The sequence below is a fragment of the Halorientalis salina genome (assembly GCF_005049285.1).
GTDB lineage: Archaea > Halobacteriota > Halobacteria > Halobacteriales > Haloarculaceae > Halorientalis > Halorientalis salina.
The window spans coordinates 106805-128044 of the sequence record NZ_SOSC01000006.1; the positions used below are offsets into that span (position 1 = coordinate 106805).

Sequence of the window (21240 nt, forward strand, 5' to 3'; positions counted from 1 at the left end):
GAGAGTGACGGAACGACCGTTCCCGCTCGAACAGCGCTCAGAACTGGTCGACGACCGGAATCCCCTCGGTCCCGTAGTCGGTCATCGCCGCCAGTTTCGCCGAGACGTCTTCGAGCCCGACCGTCTCGGAGACGACGGCGCTCGGGTCGATCTTGTCCGTCGCGACCATCCGGAAGATCTCGTCGTACCCCGACACCGGCATCCCGTAGGAGCCGAGGAACTCGATCTCCTGCATCACCATCGCGTCGCTCGGGATCTCGATCGAGCCCTCCTCCTCGGCGGTCGTCAACCCGATCTGGAGGTGCTGTCCCCGGTTCCCAAGGCTCAGTATCGAGTTCCGACTCGTCTCGGGGATGCCCAGCGCGTCGACGCTGACCGCGGCCCCGCCGTCGGTGATCCCCTTGATCTCGCTCGGCACGCGCTCGGTCTCGTCGGCGTTGACCGTCTCGACCGCGCCGAGTTCGGCCGCCTGGTCGAGTTTCTCCTCGGTCAGGTCGACGGCGACGACGTTCGCGCCGAGCGCGTCGGCGATGTGGACCGCCGACAGCCCGACCCCGCCACAGCCGTGGACGGCCACCCAGTCACCCGCATCCACGTCCGCGCGGTGTGCCAGCCCGTGGAAGGACGTCATGAACCGACAGCCCAGCCCCGCCATGTCGACGGAGGAGACACCGTCGGGCAGTTCGACCGCGTTGTGGTCCGCGGATGGGACGTGAACCTGCTCGGCGAACGCCCCGGGTGCCTGTTCGACGAACCCCAGCGGGATGCCGTTGTCACACGTGTTCGAGTGGCCCGTCCGACACTCCGGACAGGCCCCATCGCCGAGGTTGAACGGAACGGCGACGTGGTCGCCCTCCCGTACCGACTCGACTTCGTCGCCCACCGCGACGACGTGCCCGGCCGGCTCGTGGCCGAGGATCTGCCCCGGCTTGGCCTTCACGCCGAGCCACTCCCAGTCGCCCTGCCAGACGTGCCAGTCGCTCCGACAGATCCCACAGGCCTCCGTCTCGACGACGACGCCGTCTGGCTCCGGCTCCGGCGCTTCGACGTCCTCGACCGACAGTGGTTCGCCGTGTTCCTCTAAAACTGCTGCGCGCATATTGTTACGATTGTTCGCCGGTACCGGGATAAGCGTTAACGATAGTGTCTATATTCAGGACGGAGTTGCCAGTAAAAGAGACGAAGCGTCGTCTTCACGAACGAATTGGCTCAAAAAGCGAGAGGTTCCGAGCGAAAAAGCCGCCCGCAGCCGTTTAGCCGATTATACGTCGGGGACTTCGCCGCCGAACTCCTCAAATCCACCTTTTTCTGCGTCGGGTGGCCTCGCTCGCGTGGCTCGCTACGGCCACCACTCCTTGAAAAATCTGGACCAAAAAAGCGGCTGCTCGCTGACTCACGGGCGCCGCCCGTTCGTCTCTCCGAGGCGCTCCCGTTGGTCGCGCCTCGCGCCGCTCGCAGCCGTCCAACCGATTATACGTCAGGAACTTCGCCGCCGAACTCCTCGATGAGCGCGGGGACGACGTCGAAGAGGTCGTCTTCGATCCCGTAGTCGGCGAGGTCGTAGATCGGCGCGTTCGGGTCCGTGTTGATCGCGACGATCGTGTCGGCACCCTTCATCCCGGCGACGTGCTGGACAGCGCCGGAGATACCGATGGCGATGTAGACGTCGGGGGTGACGACCTTCCCGGACTGGCCGACCTGCCGGTTGGCCGGCAGCCAGCCGTTGTCGACGATCGGTCGGGACGACGACAGCGTCGCGTCGGTCGCCTCGACGAGCGCCTCGATGAGCGGGAGGTTCTCCTCCTCTTCGATCCCGCGACCGATAGAGACGAGGAACTCCGCCTCGCTGATGTCGACGTCGCCGCCAGCGACTTCCTCGAAGCCGGTGACCGTCGACTGGATCTGGCTCTCGTCGATGTCGGCGTCGAACGCCGAGACCTCGGCGTCGCCCTGGCCTTCGGCCTGGGGCCACTCGGCCGGACGAGTGGTGATGGCGGCGCGGTCTTCGGAGACCTCGATGGTGGTCTCGACCTTGCCACCGTACTGTTCGCGGGTGACTTCCAGTTCGCCGTCGGCCGAGAAGTCGACCACGTCGGTCACCAGCGGCAGCGAGAGGCCCTCGGCGACCGCCGGGGCGTAGTCCAGCCCGTTGACCGAGTTGGGCATGAGGACGTACTCGGCGTCGAGGTCGTCGGCGAGCTGTTCGACGGCCTGCGCGTAGACGTCGTGGTTGAACTCCTCACCGTACTCGACGGTGTGGATGGCGTCGACGCCCTCGCGGTTGACCTGGTCGGCGTACGCGTCGACGTCACCGCTGATGACGGCCAGGTGGAGGTCGCCCCCCATCTCGTCGGCCAGGTCGCGGCCGGCCGACACCATCTCCAGGCTCACGTCGCGCAGTTCGCCGCGGCGGTGTTCGGTGACAGCGAGTACGTCACTCATGCGTCAACGACCCCCTTGTCCCGCAGGAACTCTGCAAGCTGTTCGGCTTCCTCCTCCGGGCCGCCCGACCAGATGGTCGCGTCGCCCTCGGATTCGGGCTCGTACATCGACGTCTGAGCCAGCGGACTGTCGACGACGCTCTCGTCGAGGCCGACGTCGTCGATGGTCTTGACGTCGAGCGGTTTCTGCTGGGCCTGGCGGATGCCGCGCAGGCTGGCGTACCGGGGCTCGTTGATCCCGGACTGGATGGTCAGCACAGCTGGGGACTCGACGTCGGTGAGTTCCTCGACGCCGCCTTCGAGTTCGCGGTGGACGCTCGCGACGCCGCCCTCGATGTCCAGATCGAGGTCGTTGACGACCGCCGCCCACTGGAAGCCGATCTTCTCGGCGAGCGTGACGCCCGTCGCGCCGTTGGCCTCGTCGGCCGACTGGACGCCCGACAGCACGAGATCGGGGTCTTCCTCCTCGACAACCGCGGCCAGCAGGTCGGCCTTCGAGTCGGTGTCGAGGTAGTCGGCGCTCTCGATGGCGTCGTCCCAGACACGCACGGCGCGGTCGGCGCCCTTCGCCAGCGCCATCCGGATGGTCTCCTCGGAGCGCTCCGGGCCGATCGTGGCGGTGACGACTTCGACGTCGTCGTTTTCCTCGCTGATTTGAACGGCTTCCTCGATGGCGTAGTCGTCCCACTCGTTGAGATCGTATTCGAGATACTGCTCGGCGATGTCATCGCCAGCGACCTCGAACTCGTCTTCGACTTCCGCCACCTCCGTTACCGTGACAAGAATCTTCATGCTCATCAGAGACTCTCGATTCGTGCCGGATAAACGTTTCCGAACGGCTGAAACACTGCTAACTGTTCATTCGTTTATCGGAACATTATTTCGCCGGTTCGGCTTCCATCGAAACGATTCCGCGGCAGAAATTCTACCAATCGTAACAACTTGTCGAAACAGGCTTCCAGTCAGGGTTCGTCGCCGTTCGTGTCGGTGATGTCCTCGTCGGGGAACGAGATGAGGTTCTCGCGCCCGATTCGGAGCTTGTCGATCCGGTCGTCCTCGTCCATCGCCGAAAGCAGTTGCGAGACTTTCGCGTTCGACCAGCCCGTCTCGGTGACGATGTTGGCCTGTTTCATCCGCCCGCCGTTCTGGTCGAGCAGTCGCTCGATACGTTCCTCGTCGGAGAGGAGTTCCTCGTCGACCCCATCGTCCGCAGCGTCAGGTTGCCCGTCACCGTCCGGTGGCGTCGACACCGTCCCGGGTGCCGGGTTTCCCGTCGCCGCGCCGCCGTCGTCCCGGTCGTCGTCCGACCCGTCACCGTCAGTTCGCGCCGCCAGCGGGGTCGGCACGGCGAGTTCACTGTTCGAGAACAGGTACGCGAGCACCGCGACGACGCCGAACCCGGCCAGGACGAGCGCCGCAGCCAGCAGCGGCGGTGCCGGGGGCGACGCCCCGTTGTCAACCTCTTCGTAGGTCACCGAGATGTCCCCGGGCGCGAACGTCCGTTCGCCGTCCCACCGGAGCGACCCGTTCGACACCGCATACCCCGGCGGGGCGGCGTCGACGAGCGAGTACCCCGTCGGCGGCACGATGACCAGCGACTGGTCCGAATCTAGCTCACGGAACCAGGTGCCGCTCGTCGTGTTGAACACGTCGTCGACGTGGAGCGAGGCGTCCGTTTGCCGGCTGAAGTTCGTCCAGGTGAACCGGAGGACGAGCTGTCCGGTCCCGTTCGTGGTCCGAGTGGTCCGTTCCACGTCGGTGATCGACATCTGGCGGCCGGTCGCGTTGCTGGCCTGCCGGCTCGCCTGCCGGAAGGCGCGCTCGGTTCGTGAGTCGGTCCGTGCCTCGAACTGTGCAGCGAAGGTCTCGAAGGCGTCCCTGCGAACGTCCGTCCCCAGCGAGAAGTTCATCAGCACGGTCCACCGGGCGCTCCCGTTGGGCTGTAACTGAACCCGGAAGGTCGTCTCGCTCGGCTGGGGCGTAGCCGCGTCACTGGTCTGTGCTGGTCGGTCCGCGACCGGCGATTGACCAGCGACGGCTACACCGCCGGCCTGTCCAGCTGTCACGAGGACCAAGAGGAGGGCTAACAGGGCGACACGTGCCCGCGACAACATAGTGACCCACTCGTTGCGCCTCGGGGAAAATACTTTCTATCCGAAAATAAAACGTCAGCGGTCGTTTTGAAACGTCTAAGCGCCGCTAAACCCACCATTTACTGGTTGGTACGACAACAAAAAGCGGTCGGTGCGGGCGGAGAAACCGGCAGTGAAGTCGGACGGGTTTTTGTACCGGCGTGTCAATGGGGAAGGTGATGCGTCCCACGCTCCCCGCACTGGTGGCACTACTCGTCGCGACGGCGACCGTCGCGGCCGGGGCCCCAGTTCCGCTTCCGGCCGACGCGGACGCCGGACCGGCCACCGGCACGGACACCGCCGGCCAGCAGCCGTCCACCGCCCCCATCGACACGGTACAGAACTCGTCTGACTACCTCTCGCTGTCCGGCCAGACGAGATCGTCCGCCGAGTTCGGGAACGCCACGCTCGACGTGGCCGGCACGGTCGCCATGGACAACGGCCGACTCCGGACGTCGTTCAACGAGACCGCGACCCTCCAGGCGTTCCGGTCGGCCGACAACTCGACGGCTCGAACGGCGATCGTCGAGCGAACGGCGAATCGTATCGACAACCGAACGGCGGCCCTCCAGGACCGACAGCAGCGCGCAGTCTCGGCGTACAACCGCGGGGAACTGTCCGCGGAAGCGTTCCTCCAGCGACTCGCCGTCATCGACGCCGAGGCCCAACGCTTCGATACGTATATCGGAACCGTGCTCCGGACGACCAGTCGCACGCCCGGCTACTCACTGCCCAACTCCCTGCGGACGCGCCTGGAGAGCCTCAGAGTCGAACCGATCATCCTGCAGGGGCCGGTCAGAACGAACGTCCGTCGCTCCGTGTCCGGTGAAGACGACGCGTTCGGCGTCTACATCGAAACGACCAACGACGGGATCATCCTCGCCCGACTCGCGGGGAACCGGTACGTCCGCGAGGCGTTGCTCGCCGACGAGTACCAGCAACCGGGCCCCGACCAGTTCAAACAGGGCGAACAAGCACCGATCAGTACCGCGTACGAGCGCGCACAAACCCTCTACCCCTGGACGTTCGAGAACGCCATCACGACGCCCTCGGCCACGGGCTACGGAAGTACCCCCATCTACCAGATCAGCGTCGACCACACCCAGGGACAACTGGTCAGCTACATCGACGGCACGACGACCAACGTGTTCCGGGAAACCCAGGAAAAGCGCCTCTCTCGGCTCCCGCTTACGGGCAACGCGACCAACAGCACCGACGCCCTCGGCGTCCGGGCCCGATTGAGCCACGAGAGCGGCCCGATGAACGTCAGCGTCGTCGACGAAACGGGCGAACCCGTCGACGCTCGCGTCACCCTCAACGGGCAGTTCGTGGGACAGACGGGTTCGGACGGCGCACTCTGGGCCATTCAGCCACACGGCCCCGTGACGCTCAACGCAACCACCAGTGCCGGCGAGCGAGTCACGCTCCAACTCGACGGAAACTGAGCCGGAACGACCGAACGTTCATATATCGGAACGCGACCAGACCGACTCGTGTCGACGCGCGCAACGAGTTCGGTCGTCGGGGTCGCGCTACTGGTGGGGATCACCGTCCTCTCGACGGCTGCCGTCGGAACCGCCGTCCTCGATATCGTTCCGTCAGAGAGCGGCCCGCCCCGCGTCAGTTTCACCGCTAGCGCCGACGCCGCAGACGACAGGATCGCCCTCACGCATCGCAGCGGGGAGTCACTCACGGTGAGCGACCTCCGCATCGAGGTGCGTATCGACGGCGAACCGCTCGCGAAGCAGCCCCCGGTCCCGTTTTTCGCGGCCGCGGGATTCGAGTCCGGACCCACCGGGCCGTTCAACGCCGCGGCCGACGGGACGTGGCGCGCCGGTCAAACGGCCGCGATACGTATCGCCGCGACCAACAGCCCGCAGCTCTCTGCCGGCGCGGTCGTGACGATCCGGATCTACACCGAGCAGTATCAGCTGGCCAGCGTCACGGCAACCGCCTGACCGTCAGGAACCCCTCGATAGGCCTCGGGAACGTCGGCGACCGTCGTGATGGCGATCTCCCACCTTTTACTTCGTCGGGTTCGCTCGCTCCGTCGCCGGCGCTATGCGCCGGCTGCCTGGGAGAGCTTCGCTCTCCCTCCGCTCACGAACCGCTTCTCGCAAAAGCTGGACCAAAACTGCTGGCCGCTCACACAGTTCGCGGCCAGTCTACTCCTCTGGCACCTTCGCGACCGTCGTGATGGCGATTTCGGGGTTGTAGTCCGGCCCCATCGTCCGGTGTTCGAAGTCGGTGAAGCCGGCCTCGCGGAACATCCGGTCGGCCTCCTCGCGGTCGTAAAAGAGCATGATGGCGTCGGCGAGCTTCTGGAACACCGTCGAGTTCGGGTAGTTCGGGCCGACGATGAGGACCTGGCCGCCCGGCTTCGCCACGCGACGACACTCCCTGATCGCCGCGACGGGATTGGGCCAGTACTCGATGGAGCCCGACGACCAGACGACGTCGAAGCTGTCGTCAGCGAAGGGGAGTCGCTCGGCGTCGCCCAGCTGGAAGGTGACCGGACCGTCGGTCTTCCCGAACTTCGCGTAGGCTTTCTCTAGCTGGTGTGGACTCTGATCGAGGCCGTACACGTGGTCGACCTCGTTCAGCAGCCCTTCGGTGGCAAAGCCCGTGCCACAGCCGACGTCGAGGACCCGGTCTTCGGGAGCGAGGTCGAGCATCCCGATGGCCTCGGTCCGCATCTCCTCGTTCCAGATGAACGGGTTGACCTGATCGTAGACCGTCGAGAGGTACTTGTAGAAGGTCCGTGCCCGCGACTTGTTCTCGAGGACTCCCATTGCCCCATTTTGGGTACTCAGCGACATAATACCATCTTTTTCTTCGGCGGGTGGTCTCGCTGCGCTCGTGCGGATGCTGGTGGTCAGTAGAGGCTGTGCAGTGAGCACGGAAGCATCCACCGAGCGAACGAAGTGAGTGAGTCGTCCGGCAGTTTTAGTCCAGGTTTTACGAGGAGTGGTGCCCGCAGGCCGGCGGCCGAGGACACCCGACGACGTAAAAAGTGGGCACGCACACTGAGCAACGTGGAGATACGAGCATCCGGCGAGATTGCTCGCCGGTTCACTGAACGCGAGGCGAAGCCGAGCGTTCAGCCTTTTTCACCCATGTACACGAGAGCTCGCTCTCGTGTGCCCACCAGAAATCTCTGATTTCTGGGGATGTTTTTGCGAGGAGGGGTGCGCGAACGGAGTGAGCGCACCCGACGAGCAAAAAGATGGTTTCGCAACTACCATATAGGCGCTTCTGCAATCTCCGCATGATTCAAATGCCAAGGCCAGAGGTTCTCGACCAGATTAAAGAGGCCGAGCAGGAGGCCGACGAGATCGTCGCCGAGGCCGAGCAGGCGGCCGAGGACCGGATCGCCGACGCCAGGGAGGAGGCAGACGAGATCCGTCAGGAGGCCCGCGAGGACGCAGCGGAGATCGCCGAGGAACGACTCGCGGACGCCCGCGAGGAGATCGAGGCCGAGCGCGAAGAGCTCCTCGAAGAAGGAGACCAGCAGCGAGCGGCACTCGAAGACGCGGCGGCCGAGCAGAAAGACGAGGTGATCGAGCACGTCCTGGAACGGTTCGAGGAGGCGGTGCATGCTCAGACCTGAGCGGATGAGTCGGGTCTCGGTAACCGGATCCAAGGGCGTCATGGACGACGTCATCGAGACCGTCCACGACCTGAACCTGTTGCACGTCACCGACTACGACGGCTCCTGGGACGGCTTCGACCTGGGCGACCCCATCGAGGGTGCCGAGGAGGCCTCCCAGAAGCTGGTTACCGTCCGCTCGCTGAAGTCCATCCTCGACATCGACGACGAGGACGCCGGCCCGACGCAGCTGGTGACCGACGAGGCGCTCGACGAGGAACTCGAGAGCGTCCGCCAGGACGTCAACGAACTCGACGACCGGCGCGACGAGCTCGTAGACGAACTCCGGAGCGTCGAGGAACGGATCGACAGCGTCGAGCCGTACGCGGCGCTGGGCATCGATCTCGACCTGCTCCAGGGCTACGAGTCGCTCGTCGTCGCCGTCGGAGAGGGCGACGCCGCGGGCATCGAGAGTGAACTCGCCGCGGCCGACGAGGTCGACGAGTTCATGGTTCGGTCGTCGGGCAAGGCGGTCGCGATCTTCGTCTACCCCGAGGGCGAGCCCGAGACCGTCGCCATCCAGGACCTCCTGGTCGGCGCGACGTTCCAGGAGTACGAGATCCCCGACGCCGAGGGGAGCCCCGAGGAGTACATCTCGGAGCTGCAACACCGCAAACAGCAGCTCGAATCCAAGCTCGACACCGTCGAGAACGAACTCGGGGACCTCAAACACGACGTCGCCGGGTTCCTGCTCGCTGCCGAGGAGAAACTCGCGATCAGGGTCCAGCAGGCCGAAGCGCCGCTGAACTTCGCGACGACGGAGAACGCCTTCGTCGCCGAGGGCTGGATCCCGACCACGGACGTCGACGAGCTCCGGATCGCACTCGATTCGGCCGTCGGCGACCACGTCGACGTCGAGGAGCTCGAACGCGCCGAGTACGACAGCGACGGACACGTGACCGGACACGAACCGGTCGAAGAGAGCGGTGGAATGCCCGGCGAACCGGCCGCCGTGGACGGCGGCGACTCCGAGACGGCCACCGACGGTGGCAAAAAGAAAGCCACTGACGGCGGATTGGTGACGATGAGTAGCAGCGAGCCGCCGGTCATCCAGCAGAACTCCAAGCCGGTCAAACCCTTCGAGGCGCTCGTCGAGGTCATCAACCGGCCGAAATACTCCGAGTTCGATCCCACGGTGCTGGTCTTCCTGACGTTCCCGGCCTTTTTCGGGTTCATGATCGGGGACCTCGGCTACGGGATCCTCTACATGCTGCTTGGCTTCTGGCTGATGCGGAGCTTCGACAGTCCCGTCATCAAGAGCCTCGGTGGCGTCGGCCTGTGGGCCGGGCTCTTTACCGGGGTCTTCGGTATCATGTACGGGGAGATATTCGGGTTACACCAGCTCGGCGAGATCGTCTGGGGCGGGAACCCGCCGATGCACAAGGGTCTCCAGCCCGCGTACGCCGACTACGCGCTGGCGTGGCTCGTCATCAGCGTGCTTGCCGGCGTGGCCCACCTGACGATCGCCTGGGTGCTCGACTTCATCGAGAACCTGGGTCACGGGTTCGGGACGGCCATGGGCGAGAGCGGCTCCTGGCTGCTGATGATGTTCGGGCTGTGGGCCTGGATCTTCGCCGGGGCGTTCGGGAGCGCACCCGACCTGCTCTTTAGCGTCTTCACCGGTGATCCCTACAGCGTCGTGCCAGCGAGCGCCCTCCCGCTGCCGTCGGTCGTGGGACTCGCGGGACTCGGCTTGTTCGCGCTCGGGTTCGTCCTGCTGCTGGTCACCGAGCCGATCGAGATCGTCGAGTTCCTCAACGTGATGGTCAACGCGCTGTCGTACACCCGGCTGGCGGCGGTCCTGCTGGCGAAGGCGGGGATGGCCTTCGTGGTCAACCTCCTCTTTTTCGGCGTGTACGTCGACAGCCACGGCGGCTGGCACTTCGGGATCAATCACGCCCCGAGTACGATGGTCGGCGAGACCTACCACGGGGCCGAGATCACGAGCGTGATGTTCGAGGGCCTGATGCACTCGGGCATCGCCGCGCTCGTCCTCGGTATCTTCGTGCTCGTGATCGGGCACCTGCTCGTGTTGACGCTGGGGATCACCAGCGCCGGCCTGCAGGCGATCCGTCTCGAGTACGTGGAGTTCTTCGGGAAGTTCTACGAGGGCGGCGGCAAGCCCTACGTGCCGTTCGGGTACGACCGCGAGTACACCGCCGAGGACTGACCGACAGGACTCCTCGGCACACAGTCGGTGCCCGTTCCCGGTCGGACGCCCCATCGGGCGGCTGATCGTTCGTGTCGCTAGTCATGAGACTGTCTCTCACCGGTAGCTCGCGGGCTGACGGCGGTATTTGGGAAGTTTTATGAAGCCACTACAGCCATATCAGCCTGTTCGGAACGAGCGAATCCCCAAGAGATTCAAAACATGATCGAAAACGCTTTGGCACTCGTAGGCAGTGTCGCACCGATTCTTCAGAACGCCGGAACCTCGTATCCGGCCATTCCCCCGAAAGCGGCGGCAGCGCTCGCGGTCGGTCTGGCGGCGTTCGGTGCTGGCTACGCGGAGCGCGGTATCGGTGCCGCGGCGGTCGGTGCGATCGCGGAGGACGACGACATGTTCGGTCGTGGCCTCATCCTGACGGTCCTGCCCGAGACGCTGGTCATTCTGGCGCTGGTCGTCGTCTTCGTCGTCCCCGACTGGTCGGCCGTCGTCTAAACAAACCCACCTTTTAACGCATGAGCTTAGATACGGTCGTAGAGGACATTCGAGACGAAGCCCGCGCGCGTGCAGAGGATATCAAAGCCGAGGCGGAAGAGAAAGCTGACGCTATCGTCGCCGAGGCCGAGCAGGACGCAGACGAGATCCGAGCCGAGCGCGAGGCAGAGGTCGAATCGACGATCGAACAGGAGCGCGAACAGCGCGTCTCCAGTGCGAAGCTGGAGGCAAAACAGGCACGCCTCGAGGCGCGCCGGACCGTCCTCGCGGACGTTCGCGAGGACGTCGAGTCGGCGGTCGCAGACATCGACGGCGACCAGCGCGAGGAGCTCACCCGAGAGCTGCTGTCGGCTGCCGTCGAGGAGTTCGAGGACGACGCTACGCTGGACGTCTACGGGCGCACCGAGGACGAAGAGCTCCTCGAGTCGCTGCTCGATGAGTTCGAGCAGGACGGACAGTACGCCGGCGAGTACGACTGTCTCGGCGGCGTCGTCGTCGAGAGCGAAGGGTCGCGCATTCGCGTGAACAACACCTTCGACTCAATCGTCGACGACGTGTGGGAACAGAACCTCGGAACGATCAGCGACGAACTGTTCGAGCAATGAGCACGGAGCAAACGGCCACCGGCGGCAATTACGAGTACGTCATCGCGAGAGTCCGGTCGCGCCGTGCCGCGCTCTTCGACGACGACGACTACCGCAAGCTGGTCCGCATGGGCACGGGCGAGATCGCCCGGTTCATGGAGGAAACCGAGTACGAGACCGAGATGAACGCGCTGGGGTCGCGACACACCGGCGTGGACTTAGTCGAGTACGCGCTGAACCGGAACATCGCCAAGCACTTCGACGACCTGCTGCGGTGGGCCGACGGGCGACTGTACGAGTACGTCGCTCGGTACCTCCGGAAGTTCGACGCCTGGAACGTCAAGACGATCATCCGGGGGAAGTACGCCGACGCGAGCCGCGAGGAGGTCGAGACGGACCTCATCCGCGCCGGCGAGTTCGACGACGAGTTCCTCGAATCGCTGCTCACGGCGAGCAGCATCGAGGACGTCGTGGAACTGCTGGAGAACACGCGCTTCGGCGACGGACTCGCCGAGGCGTACCCGGTCTACGAAGAGGAAGGCGTGCTGGTGCCCCTGGAGAACGCGCTCGACCGGGCGTTCTACGAGGAGTTGCTCACCGGGCTCTCCGGTGAGGTCAGTCGCGCGATGGAGCTGTACATCGAGTTCCTCAGCGCGGAAGTTGACTTCCGGAACATGCGCAACGCCTTCCGGCTGGCGCGCAGCGGCGCGGACATCGACCCCTCGGAGTACTACATCGAGGGCGGCAAGCTGTTCGACGCCGACGAGATCAGCCAGCTGTCGCGCAACACCGACCAGCTGGTCGAGTTCGTCCGGGAAAGCAAGTACGGCGAGGACTTAGAGGAAGGACTGGCCTCCCTTGAGGACGCCGACAGCCTGATGCAGCTAGAACAGGCGCTCGACGCAGCACTGCTGGAGTACTCGGACACGCTGTCGAACCGGTACCCGCTATCGGTCTGTCCGGTGCTCGCGTACGTGCTGGCGAAAGAACGGGAGGTCGACAACATCCGGGCCATCGCACGCGGTCGCGAGGCCGGGCTCTCCGAGGACGACATCGAATCAGAGCTGGTGATTCTATGAGCCAGGAGATCGCCGTTATCGGCAGTCCGGACTTCACGACCGGCTTCCGGCTGGCCGGCGTTCGGAAGTTCGCGAACGTCGCCGACGACGAGAAAGACGACCGACTGGACGACGCGGTTCGGGAGACACTTGACGACGAGGAGGTCGGCATCGTCGTGATGCACGACGACGACCTGTCGCATCTCTCGCGGGCCGTCCGCAACGACGTGGAAACGAGCGTCGAACCGGTACTCGTGACCCTCGGTGGCGGCACCGGGAGCGGGAACCTGCGCGAGCAGATCAAGCGAGCGATCGGTATCGACCTGATGGAAGACTAAACTATGAGTCAAGCAACCGAAGCAGACGTCAGCGAAGACGGCGTCATCGAGAGCGTAAGCGGTCCCGTCGTGACTGCCAAAGACCTCGACGCGAAGATGAACGACGTGGTCTACGTCGGTCACGAGGGTCTGATGGGAGAGGTCATCGAGATCGAAGGCGACATCACGACGATCCAGGTGTACGAGGAGACGTCCGCGGTCGCCCCCGGCGAGCCCGTCGAGAACACGGGCGCGCCGCTGTCGGTCGACCTCGGACCGGGCATGCTGGACGCCATCTACGACGGTGTCCAGCGCCCCCTCGACGTCCTCGAGGAGAAGATGGGCAGTGCGTTCCTGGACCGTGGTGTCGACGCGCCCGGAATCGACCTGGAGAAGACCTGGGAGTTCAACCCCGAGGTCTCCGAAGGTGACGAGGTCGAGGCCGGCGACATCATCGGAATCGTTCCCGAGACGCCGAGTATCGACCACAAAGTGATGGTCCCGCCCGATTCGGAGGGCGGCGAGGTCGTCGACGTCAAGTCCGGCGACTACTCCGTCGAGGACACCGTCGTCGAACTGGACACGGGCGAGGAGATCCGGATGCGCCAGGAGTGGCCCGTCCGATCCCAGCGACCCGCCGACGAGAAGCAGACGCCGACGGAACCGCTGGTCAGTGGCCAGCGCATCCTCGACGGCCTGTTCCCCATCGCGAAGGGTGGGACGGCCGCGATTCCGGGCCCCTTCGGCTCCGGGAAGACGGTCACCCAGCACCAGCTCGCCAAGTGGGCCGACGCGGACATCGTCGTCTACGTCGGCTGTGGCGAGCGGGGCAACGAGATGACGGAAGTCATCGAGGACTTCCCGGAACTGGAAGACCCCAAGACCGGGAAGCCCCTGATGTCCCGGACCTGCCTCATCGCGAACACGTCGAACATGCCCGTCGCGGCGCGTGAGTCCTGTATCTACACGGGGATCACCATCGCGGAGTACTTCCGCGACATGGGCTACGACGTGGCGCTGATGGCCGACTCCACCTCCCGGTGGGCCGAGGCCATGCGCGAGATCTCCTCGCGACTCGAGGAGATGCCCGGTGAGGAGGGGTACCCCGCCTACCTCGCCGCGCGTCTCGCGGAGTTCTACGAGCGGGCCGGCTACTTCAGCAACATCAACGGCACCGAGGGTTCGGTCTCCGCGATCGGGGCGGTCTCCCCGCCCGGCGGGGACTTCTCGGAGCCCGTGACCCAGAACACGCTGCGTATCGTCAAGACGTTCTGGGCGCTGGACGCCGACCTCGCCGAGCGTCGGCACTTCCCCTCGATCAACTGGAACGAGTCGTACTCGCTGTATCGGGACCAGCTGGACCCGTGGTTCGAGGACAACGTCGAGGACGACTGGTCCGACCAGCGTCAGTGGGCCATCGACGTGCTCGACGAGGAGACCGAACTGCAGGAGATCGTCCAGCTCGTCGGGAAGGACGCCCTGCCCGAGGACCAGCAGCTCACCCTGGAGGTCGCACGCTACCTGCGTGAAGCCTGGCTCCAGCAGGACGCCTTCCACGACGTGGACACGTTCTGTGAGCCCGAGAAGACCTACGGCATCCTCTCGGCCATCCGGACGTTCAACGACGAGGCCTTCGAGGCGCTCGACGCCGGCGTCCCGATCGAGGAGATCAACGAGGTCGACGCCGCGCCGCGGCTCAACCGTATCGGCGTCCAGGACGAGTGGGAGAGCTACATCGAGGAACTGGAATCGGACATCCAACAACAGGTCCGGGAGCTCTACTAATGCAAAAAGAATACCAGACGATCACGGAAATCAGCGGTCCGCTGGTCTTCGCCGAAGTCGACGAACCCGTCGGCTACGACGAGATCGTCGAGATCGAGACCCCCGACGGCAGCACGCGCCGCGGACAGGTGCTCGAATCGACGAGCGACTTCGTCGCCATCCAGGTCTTCGAGGGAACCGAAGGGATCGACCGCAATTCCTCGGTCCGGTTCCTCGGCGAGACCCTGCAGATGAAGCTCACCGAAGACCTGCTCGGACGCGTCCTGTCCGGCTCCGGTGAGCCCATCGACGGCGGACCCGAGATCGAACCCGACGAGGAACGACCCATCGTCGGCGAGGCAATCAACCCCTACTCCCGGGAGTACCCCGAGGAGTTCATCCAGACCGGCGTTTCCGCCATCGACGGCATGAACACGCTGGTTCGGGGCCAGAAGCTCCCGATCTTCTCGGGGTCGGGCCTGCCCCACAGCGACCTGGCACTCCAGATCGCTCGTCAGGCGACGGTCCCGGAAGAGGACGAGGCCGCCGAAGCCGACGACGAGGAGGGCAGCGAGTTCGCAGTGATCTTCGGCGCGATGGGGATCACCCAGGAAGAGGCCAACGAGTTCATGGAGGACTTCGAGCGCACCGGTGCGCTGGAGCGCTCGGTGGTCTTCATGAACCTCGCGGACGACCCCGCAGTCGAGCGGACGGTCACGCCGCGACTCGCACTCACCACCGCCGAATACCTCGCCTTCGACAAGGGGTATCACGTGCTGGTCATCCTCACGGACATGACCAACTACTGCGAGGCGCTGCGCGAGATCGGTGCCGCACGTGAGGAGGTCCCGGGTCGCCGTGGCTACCCCGGGTACATGTACACGGACCTTGCACAGCTCTACGAGCGGGCCGGCCGCATCGAGGGCCAGGAGGGCTCTGTCACGCAGATCCCGATCCTGACGATGCCGGGCGACGACGACACGCACCCCATCCCGGACCTGACCGGGTACATCACGGAGGGCCAGATCATGATGGATCGGGACCTCAACAGTCAGGGCGTCGAGCCGCCCGTCTACGTGCTGCCGTCGCTCAGCCGTCTGATGGACGACGGGATCGGCGAGGGGCTCACCCGCGAGGACCACGAGGACGTGGCCAACCAGATGTACGCCGCCTACGCCGAGGGTGAGGACCTTCGGGACCTCGTGAACATCGTCGGTCGCGAGGCCCTGAGCGAACGGGACAACCTCTATCTCGACTTCGCCGACCGCTTCGAGACGGAGTTCGTCCAGCAGGGCTTCAAGACGAACCGCAGTCTCGAAGAGACGCTCGACCTCGGCTGGGACCTGCTCTCGACGCTGCCGAAACAGGAACTCAACCGCGTCGACGAGGAGTTCATCGAGACGTACTACGTCGAGGACGAACCGGCCGAGACCGTCGAAGCCGAAGAATAATTCGCCGCAGTTTTCCGTTCTTTTCGACGTCACCGGTAGTGACGGGGCCGTCCTTCGAGAGCGCTGTCACTCGATGCCGGCCCGTTCGAGCCAGCCGCGGAACTGCTCGCGGCGGCGGTCCCAGACGAGCGTGATGAGCGCCAGGCCCGTGATGAAGACGCCACCGCCGATGAACCCGAGTATCATCCGGGATGCGAATTTCTCGATGAGGAACGCCTTGGCGGGGTCCTCGGGGTCGACGTAGGCGGTGATCCGGTCGCCCTGCTCGTACTCGTGGCTGATCTCGAAGGCCCGATCGCCCGACGTTTCGTGGGTGACGATGCCCGGATACAGCACGTCGTTCCGGTACTGCTTGCCCTCGTACTCGTAGCTGTACGTGACCGCGGGTGCGAACTTGCTGCCGGCCTTGTCCTCGAGTGTCGCCGACTCGATGGTCGCGTTGACCGTCTCGGCGTTCTGGATCGCGGTGTACTGCGTGTACAGGACGTAGCCCCCGATCCCCAGCAGGACGATCCCCCCAACAGCGAAGAGAACGGCGAGAAGCTTCAGCGAGTCCATACAGGGTGCATACACCTGCTGATACAAGTAACTTCCACAGGCGAGCGGGCTGTACGGAACCTGGCGCGGCCGGTCGTCGCGGATGACCGGCGTCTCGGGAACCGTCGAGCCGGGGGCATCACGGACGAACTGAAAACAGTTAACCGACTGGGTCAGCAAGGTCCACCCAACAAATGGCCAAAGACGTCAAACCGACCCGGAAGAACCTCATGGCGATCGAGGACCGGATCGAACTCTCCGAGCGGGGCCACGACACGCTCGAAAAGAAGCGGGACGGGCTCATCATGGAGTTCCAGGACATCCTGGACCAGGCCCAGGACGTGCGCTCGAACCTGGCCGAGGACTACGAGACCGCCCAGCGCCGGATCAACATGGCACGGGCCATGGAAGGCGACGTGGCGGTCCGCGGTGCGGCCGCCGCGCTCAAGGAACACCCAGAGCTGACAACCGAGTCGAAAAACATCATGGGCGTCGTCGTCCCCCAGATCGAGTCCTCGAAGGTCAAGAAGACCCTCGACGAGCGCGGGTACGGCATCCTCGGAACGAGTTCCCGCATCGACGAGGCCGCCGAGGCCTACGAGGAACTGCTCGAATCCATCATCCTCGCCGCGGAGGTCGAGACCGCGATGAAGAAGATGCTAGACGAGATCGAACGCACCAAGCGACGGGTCAACGCCCTGGAGTTCAAAGTCCTGCCCGAACTCACCACCAACCAGGAGTACATCGAGCAGAAACTCGAAGAGCAGGAACGAGAGGAGATCTTCCGGATGAAGAAGATCAAGGCCAAGAAGGAAGAAGAGGAGAAAGCAGAGCGGGAAGCCGAGGAAGCGGCGGAAGCCGAAGCCGTCCCGGCCGACGACTGAACGACACGCGTATCGCCGGCGGCCACGCGCGGTTTTCTCGACGCCAACAGGCCCGGTGAGTCGGTTCTCGTAGCGGTCAGGCAATATTTCGGGAGGCACGCCGTCGAGAAGTCCGTGCCTCGGTCGAGAGGGCGAACCTTTTCCATCTACCCGACAATGATAGTTGCATGAACTGTCCCCACTGCAAAACGCAGGTGCTGCGCTTTCCCGTTCCCGAGGAGTACGCGGCATACGCTCCGAAGGACGCCCCCGGTGCGACCATCTGTCCGACCTGTCTGGTGATGGAACCCGACGAGGAACCCCCGTCGGAGCTGCCGGACTTTACGACCATCGGCGAGTCGTTCCCGGCCGAGCCCGACGCCGCGGTCCCGATGGCGCTGGGAATCGGTCTGCTCACCTCGCTCGCGCTGTATCGCCAGCAGATCACCGAACTGTTCGACGCCGTCGAGGAAGCCGGGACCGACCCGATGCTCGTCCTGGACCGGCTCGCCGCGAGCGGCAGCGTCGACAGCCAGATCGACCTGCAGGGCCGGAAACAGCAACTAGAACAGTTGCGGGAGTAGCCGAGCGCCCTATACGCCGGTGTCGTACCGCAGAATGCCCGCGATGCCGCCGAAGGCGTTGAGGAGCTGTTCGCCTTTCTCGAAGTCGGTGGAGATGAACTTCGTCTCGGTCCCGCGCTGGTCGGCGATGTTCATGAGGTGGTCGATGAGGTCCTCGCGGTCCTCCTCGTCGGCTTCGACGGTCTCGCCGCAGCGCGAACACTCGTGGTCGGGGGTGTCCTCGCGGCGGTCGACGACCTCGTGTTCCTCGTGGCCGTTTTCACACTCGTAGGTGACGACGTCTTTGCGCAGGTCCTCGGAGATGAGCAGGCGGTCGACCGCGCCCATGATCAGGTTCTCGCGGGTCGGGCCGAACCCGTAGGTCGCGAGGTTCCCGTCGTGGAGTTCCTTGAAGAACTCCTCCATCTCCGTTTTGTCCTGCATGATCTCGTACTCGCCCAGGACCTCCTGGGCGGCGTCGACGAGGTCGTACAGCCCCGACTCGTCGGTGTAGGAGACGTCGAACTTCCCGAGGACGCTGTCGCGGAGTTCGTGGTGGAGGTAGTCGCCGTCGAGGAACTCGTCTTTGGTGGGGGAGGGACCGCCGACGAGGATGCCGTCCATCTCGTGGCGCTGGTCGACGAAGAGGTCGTCGGCCATCCCGGCGACTTCCTGGTAGAAGTTGTCGATCGCCTCCAGCCGCAGGCGGGCGAATCGCTGGGCGGACTGGCCCCCTTTGCGCTGTTTCCCGGGGACCAGCGAGGACGCGGACTTGACCGGCTCGACGCGTTTGCCCTTGAGCCAGCCGACGTTTGCCTCCCGCCGGTCGAGGACGATGAGGCCGAACAGCCCCTTGTCGCCGAGCATCTCCTCCAGGGGTTCGGTGAGGAAGTCCGAGTCGCAGTGGTACCGGAACGACTCGATGGGCTGGGGCGGCGACTCCAGAACCTTGGTGACCATGTCGGTCCGGCCGCCGCCGCTATCGATGGCCCCCGAGAAGATGACCATCCCGTTCTCGGGCGGGTACGTGTCGTAGTAGCGCAGCCGGTCCTTGATGGAGGTCAGGGCGTCCTGGACCGCGGTCCGGGTCTGTTTTGACTTGATGTTCGACGCTTCGCTGTGCTCCTGGGTGACGTGCTCGACGACCGAACTGACCTGGCGGTCGTCAGGAATGTAGATGGTGACGAGCTGTGTCCCGGAGCCCTCGTACTCTTTCAGGTCCTCGATGACCTTCCGGAACTCGTATTTTTGTTTGTCCGTCTGGTCCTGCTCGGAGCTACTCATTACTTCCTGTTGTAGACCCGGAGACTAAAGGTCGTGGGATTCCGCGGGACCCCCGCTCGCGACGCGACGCGCGGAACTGACGTAAAGACCCCCTCGTATCTGAGCATCAATCCTTACCGACAACTCGACAAAACAATGTGGCAATGTCGACGCAAGAAGGGGAGAGATACACGATCCAGTTCGGGGAAGACGAACAGGTTGCGGTCGCCGAGACCGTTCGGGCGGGGATCGGCGAGGAACTGTCCGACGAGCAGGCCGACGCCATCGTCAGCCACGTGGGGGACCTCGTCGCGGAGAACATCGCTGCGAACGGCGACGCCGACGTGGTCGTCGTCGGGGTCAAAGACCTCATCGTCAAACACCTCGTCGAGGGGGGCCACTCGGACGCCATCGTCGAGCGGACCGCCGACATCGTGCTGGACAACCTGGGAATGGGTTCGGTGTTCATCAAGCGAGCGCTCAAGAAGATCGTCAGGGGCCTCATGGGGCAGTCCGAGGCCGTCGTCAGTGGCGTCGGCGACGTGATCGGCGAGAAACTGGTCGAGGGGGACCACACCGAAGCGCTCGTCGAGGAGGTCGCGCGGCTGGTGGTTCACCAGGCCATCGAGAACGAGTACTCGGAGACCCTGGTCGACGGAACGCTCGACGAGGGGCTAGCGATCATCGTCGAGGAGGAGGGTGTCGAACGTATCGTCGACGAGATGCAGGCGGAGTACCCCGCCGAGACGGCGGCCTGAGGCCCCGCAGTCGGTGGGAATCCACGGGAACCGATGTCGGTCCCGTCAGTCGGTGTGAACTACCGTGTGGCTTTTTATTGATTGCGGGCATGTGTCCACGTAGTATCGTCCGGGCCGGTCACGCGGGCAGCGACCACCGCGGACGACAGTGCGGGAAACCCGGCAAGGGGGACCGACCGCCCGTCAGACGCACGGGTTTATATGTTTCCCTTGTCTGTAGCTACACAACAGGAAGTATGACGGGATACGTCTTCACCATCGCAGGCGGGAAGGGTGGCGTCGGGAAGACCACGACGACCATCAACGTCGCCGTGGCGTTACAGGACGCCGGCCACGACGTCGTCGTCGTCGACGCCGACCTGGGAATGGCGAACCTGGGAGCGATGCTCGACATCGATCACTCCCCGAGTCTCCACCAGGTCCTGGCAGGGAAAGCCGCCGTCAGCGACGCCATCACGGAAGGCCCGGGTGGCATCACCGTCGTGCCCGGCGAGCGGAACCTCGAAGCGTTCGCCGACGCCGACCCGGCGAAGCTCCGGAAGGTCGTCAAAGCCCTCTCGACTGCCTACGAGATCGTCCTCATCGACACCGGTGCCGGATTGAGCCACGAAACGACCGTCCCGCTCGGACTGGCCGACGGCGTCTTGCTGATCACGACCGCAGACGACGTCGCCATCGGCGACACCGTCAAGACCGCCCAGCTGGCCGAACGCATCGAGGGCGACGTGGTCGGTGCCGTCCTGACCCGGGCCAACGACGACACGAACGTCTCGCAGGTCGCCGACAAACTCGACCTGGAGATGCTCGCGGTCGTCCCGGAGGACCAGGACGCCACCAAGTCGGAACCGCTGCTCATCAACCACTCCGACAGCTACGCCGCCGAGGCCTACCGCAGGCTGGCCTCGACCCTAGAGGAGATCTACGAGGTCAACACCGAGGGCGGCGCGACGACCGAACAGGAGTTCGAGCCCGCCGGCAGCGACGACGGCGACGGCAGTGAGACCGACGCCGCCGAAGCCGACGACGGTTCGACCGGCAGCGAGACCGGGATCGGCCCGAACAGCGGTACAGAGGGCAGCGACGGCGACGACAGCGACGACGACGAGGACGAAGACGGCGTGTTCGGGCTCTTCAACTGAGCTGCCAGTACCCATTCTCGCGGCGAATCCCGTCTCGGCGCCCGTTCTCCGTTCGAAGC

At 64.8% G+C, this 21240-nt stretch carries 21 protein-coding genes; 14 read left to right on the forward strand and 7 right to left on the reverse strand.

Annotated features, from left to right (window positions below):
* Nucleotides 1-37 precede the first annotated feature (37 nt).
* The 4 genes from E2481_RS12440 to E2481_RS19020 all read right to left on the reverse strand — a co-directional run bounded on the left by E2481_RS12440 (nt 38) and on the right by E2481_RS19020 (nt 4555).
* Complete coding sequence (locus E2481_RS12440; protein ID WP_136717475.1) at nt 38-1099, reverse strand: zinc-dependent alcohol dehydrogenase family protein; 1062 nt, start codon at nt 1097-1099, stop codon at nt 38-40.
* Between the two features lie 371 nt (nt 1100-1470).
* Nucleotides 1471-2442, reverse strand: coding sequence for an electron transfer flavoprotein subunit alpha/FixB family protein (locus tag E2481_RS12445; protein WP_136717476.1), 972 nt, complete (start codon nt 2440-2442; stop codon nt 1471-1473).
* Nucleotides 2439-3233, reverse strand: coding sequence for an electron transfer flavoprotein subunit beta/FixA family protein (locus E2481_RS12450; RefSeq protein WP_136717477.1), 795 nt, complete (start codon nt 3231-3233; stop codon nt 2439-2441). The genes E2481_RS12445 and E2481_RS12450 overlap by 4 nt, the downstream gene beginning before the upstream one ends.
* Before the next feature lie 170 nt (nt 3234-3403).
* Nucleotides 3404-4555, reverse strand: coding sequence for a helix-turn-helix transcriptional regulator (locus E2481_RS19020; protein WP_136717478.1), 1152 nt, complete (start codon nt 4553-4555; stop codon nt 3404-3406).
* A gap of 197 nt (nt 4556-4752) precedes the next feature.
* On the opposite strand from E2481_RS19020, the gene E2481_RS12460 reads away from it, so the two are divergent.
* Together E2481_RS12460 and E2481_RS12465 are read left to right on the forward strand one after the other, a co-directional pair.
* The gene (locus tag E2481_RS12460) at nt 4753-6018 is read left to right on the forward strand and encodes a DUF7096 domain-containing protein (protein WP_136717479.1); all 1266 of its coding nucleotides are present in this window, start codon (nt 4753-4755) and stop codon (nt 6016-6018) included.
* 48 nt (nt 6019-6066) lie between these two features.
* Nucleotides 6067-6531, forward strand: a complete 465-nt coding sequence (locus tag E2481_RS12465) for a type IV pilin N-terminal domain-containing protein (RefSeq protein WP_136717480.1) — start codon at nt 6067-6069, stop codon at nt 6529-6531.
* A 207-nt stretch (nt 6532-6738) separates the two neighbouring features.
* Here E2481_RS12465 and E2481_RS12470 read toward each other — a convergent pair whose 3' ends face one another.
* Complete coding sequence (locus E2481_RS12470) at nt 6739-7365, reverse strand: methyltransferase domain-containing protein (RefSeq protein ID WP_136717481.1); 627 nt, start codon at nt 7363-7365, stop codon at nt 6739-6741.
* 485 nt (nt 7366-7850) lie between these two features.
* Between E2481_RS12470 and ahaH the strand changes: the two genes are divergently transcribed.
* The 8 genes from ahaH to E2481_RS12510 all read left to right on the forward strand — a co-directional run bounded on the left by ahaH (nt 7851) and on the right by E2481_RS12510 (nt 16058).
* The gene (gene ahaH, locus E2481_RS12475) at nt 7851-8183 is read left to right on the forward strand and encodes an ATP synthase archaeal subunit H (protein ID WP_136717482.1); all 333 of its coding nucleotides are present in this window, start codon (nt 7851-7853) and stop codon (nt 8181-8183) included.
* Nucleotides 8170-10392: a V-type ATP synthase subunit I gene (locus E2481_RS12480; RefSeq protein WP_136717483.1), complete on the forward strand. Its 2223-nt coding sequence runs from the start codon at nt 8170-8172 to the stop codon at nt 10390-10392. Before ahaH ends, E2481_RS12480 begins: the two co-directional genes overlap by 14 nt.
* A gap of 201 nt (nt 10393-10593) precedes the next feature.
* A complete protein-coding gene (locus E2481_RS12485) occupies nt 10594-10884 on the forward strand; it encodes a F0F1 ATP synthase subunit C (RefSeq protein ID WP_136717484.1) in 291 nt (96 codons plus the stop codon).
* Between the two features lie 20 nt (nt 10885-10904).
* Nucleotides 10905-11489, forward strand: coding sequence for a V-type ATP synthase subunit E (locus tag E2481_RS12490; RefSeq protein ID WP_136717485.1), 585 nt, complete (start codon nt 10905-10907; stop codon nt 11487-11489).
* Nucleotides 11486-12547 carry a V-type ATP synthase subunit C gene (locus E2481_RS12495; protein WP_136717486.1) on the forward strand — a complete coding sequence of 354 codons (1062 nt, stop codon included), beginning with the start codon at nt 11486-11488 and terminating at the stop codon, nt 12545-12547. The genes E2481_RS12490 and E2481_RS12495 overlap by 4 nt, the downstream gene beginning before the upstream one ends.
* Nucleotides 12544-12864: a V-type ATP synthase subunit F gene (locus tag E2481_RS12500; protein WP_136717487.1), complete on the forward strand. Its 321-nt coding sequence runs from the start codon at nt 12544-12546 to the stop codon at nt 12862-12864. The genes E2481_RS12495 and E2481_RS12500 overlap by 4 nt, the downstream gene beginning before the upstream one ends.
* 3 nt (nt 12865-12867) lie before the next feature.
* The gene (locus tag E2481_RS12505; protein WP_136717488.1) at nt 12868-14628 is read left to right on the forward strand and encodes an ATP synthase subunit A; all 1761 of its coding nucleotides are present in this window, start codon (nt 12868-12870) and stop codon (nt 14626-14628) included.
* The gene (locus E2481_RS12510; protein ID WP_136717489.1) at nt 14628-16058 is read left to right on the forward strand and encodes an ATP synthase subunit B; all 1431 of its coding nucleotides are present in this window, start codon (nt 14628-14630) and stop codon (nt 16056-16058) included. Before E2481_RS12505 ends, E2481_RS12510 begins: the two co-directional genes overlap by 1 nt.
* A 66-nt stretch (nt 16059-16124) precedes the next feature.
* On the opposite strand, the gene E2481_RS12515 is transcribed toward E2481_RS12510, so the two are convergent.
* Nucleotides 16125-16616, reverse strand: coding sequence for a DUF3592 domain-containing protein (locus E2481_RS12515; RefSeq protein WP_136717490.1), 492 nt, complete (start codon nt 16614-16616; stop codon nt 16125-16127).
* 173 nt (nt 16617-16789) lie between these two features.
* Here E2481_RS12515 and E2481_RS12520 point away from each other — a divergent pair, with 173 nt between their 5' ends.
* Nucleotides 16790-17479 carry a V-type ATP synthase subunit D gene (locus tag E2481_RS12520; RefSeq protein ID WP_136717491.1) on the forward strand — a complete coding sequence of 230 codons (690 nt, stop codon included), beginning with the start codon at nt 16790-16792 and terminating at the stop codon, nt 17477-17479.
* Nucleotides 17480-17646: 167 nt separating this feature from the next.
* Nucleotides 17647-18042 carry a DUF6276 family protein gene (locus E2481_RS12525; RefSeq protein ID WP_136717492.1) on the forward strand — a complete coding sequence of 132 codons (396 nt, stop codon included), beginning with the start codon at nt 17647-17649 and terminating at the stop codon, nt 18040-18042.
* Nucleotides 18043-18051: 9 nt separating this feature from the next.
* On the opposite strand, the gene prf1 is transcribed toward E2481_RS12525, so the two are convergent.
* The gene (gene prf1, locus E2481_RS12530; RefSeq protein WP_136717493.1) at nt 18052-19305 is read right to left on the reverse strand and encodes a peptide chain release factor aRF-1; all 1254 of its coding nucleotides are present in this window, start codon (nt 19303-19305) and stop codon (nt 18052-18054) included.
* A gap of 143 nt (nt 19306-19448) precedes the next feature.
* Between prf1 and E2481_RS12535 the strand changes: the two genes are divergently transcribed.
* Entirely contained in the window at nt 19449-20042 is a 594-nt protein-coding gene (locus E2481_RS12535; RefSeq protein ID WP_136717494.1) for a hypothetical protein, read from the forward strand.
* Nucleotides 20043-20278: 236 nt separating this feature from the next.
* Entirely contained in the window at nt 20279-21181 is a 903-nt protein-coding gene (locus E2481_RS12540) for a MinD/ParA family ATP-binding protein (RefSeq protein WP_136717495.1), read from the forward strand.
* Nucleotides 21182-21240: the final 59 nt, after the last annotated feature.

Bases quoted from the DNA above. Each gene is read 5' to 3' on its own strand.
- E2481_RS12440 (WP_136717475.1), bottom strand. From the start codon at position 1,099: ATGCGCGCAGCAGTTTTAGAGGAACACGGCGAACCACTGTCGGTCGAG.
- E2481_RS12445 (WP_136717476.1), bottom strand. From the start codon at position 2,442: ATGAGTGACGTACTCGCTGTCACCGAACACCGCCGCGGCGAACTGCGC.
- E2481_RS12450 (WP_136717477.1), bottom strand. From the start codon at position 3,233: ATGAAGATTCTTGTCACGGTAACGGAGGTGGCGGAAGTCGAAGACGAG.
- E2481_RS19020 (WP_136717478.1), bottom strand. From the start codon at position 4,555: ATGTTGTCGCGGGCACGTGTCGCCCTGTTAGCCCTCCTCTTGGTCCTC.
- E2481_RS12460 (WP_136717479.1), top strand. From the start codon at position 4,753: ATGCGTCCCACGCTCCCCGCACTGGTGGCACTACTCGTCGCGACGGCG.
- E2481_RS12470 (WP_136717481.1), bottom strand. From the start codon at position 7,365: ATGGGAGTCCTCGAGAACAAGTCGCGGGCACGGACCTTCTACAAGTAC.
- ahaH (WP_136717482.1), top strand. From the start codon at position 7,851: ATGCCAAGGCCAGAGGTTCTCGACCAGATTAAAGAGGCCGAGCAGGAG.
- E2481_RS12480 (WP_136717483.1), top strand. From the start codon at position 8,170: ATGCTCAGACCTGAGCGGATGAGTCGGGTCTCGGTAACCGGATCCAAG.
- E2481_RS12485 (WP_136717484.1), top strand. From the start codon at position 10,594: ATGATCGAAAACGCTTTGGCACTCGTAGGCAGTGTCGCACCGATTCTT.
- E2481_RS12490 (WP_136717485.1), top strand. From the start codon at position 10,905: ATGAGCTTAGATACGGTCGTAGAGGACATTCGAGACGAAGCCCGCGCG.
- E2481_RS12495 (WP_136717486.1), top strand. From the start codon at position 11,486: ATGAGCACGGAGCAAACGGCCACCGGCGGCAATTACGAGTACGTCATC.
- E2481_RS12500 (WP_136717487.1), top strand. From the start codon at position 12,544: ATGAGCCAGGAGATCGCCGTTATCGGCAGTCCGGACTTCACGACCGGC.
- E2481_RS12505 (WP_136717488.1), top strand. From the start codon at position 12,868: ATGAGTCAAGCAACCGAAGCAGACGTCAGCGAAGACGGCGTCATCGAG.
- E2481_RS12510 (WP_136717489.1), top strand. From the start codon at position 14,628: ATGCAAAAAGAATACCAGACGATCACGGAAATCAGCGGTCCGCTGGTC.
- E2481_RS12515 (WP_136717490.1), bottom strand. From the start codon at position 16,616: ATGGACTCGCTGAAGCTTCTCGCCGTTCTCTTCGCTGTTGGGGGGATC.
- E2481_RS12520 (WP_136717491.1), top strand. From the start codon at position 16,790: ATGGCCAAAGACGTCAAACCGACCCGGAAGAACCTCATGGCGATCGAG.
- E2481_RS12525 (WP_136717492.1), top strand. From the start codon at position 17,647: ATGAACTGTCCCCACTGCAAAACGCAGGTGCTGCGCTTTCCCGTTCCC.
- prf1 (WP_136717493.1), bottom strand. From the start codon at position 19,305: ATGAGTAGCTCCGAGCAGGACCAGACGGACAAACAAAAATACGAGTTC.
- E2481_RS12535 (WP_136717494.1), top strand. From the start codon at position 19,449: ATGTCGACGCAAGAAGGGGAGAGATACACGATCCAGTTCGGGGAAGAC.
- E2481_RS12540 (WP_136717495.1), top strand. From the start codon at position 20,279: ATGACGGGATACGTCTTCACCATCGCAGGCGGGAAGGGTGGCGTCGGG.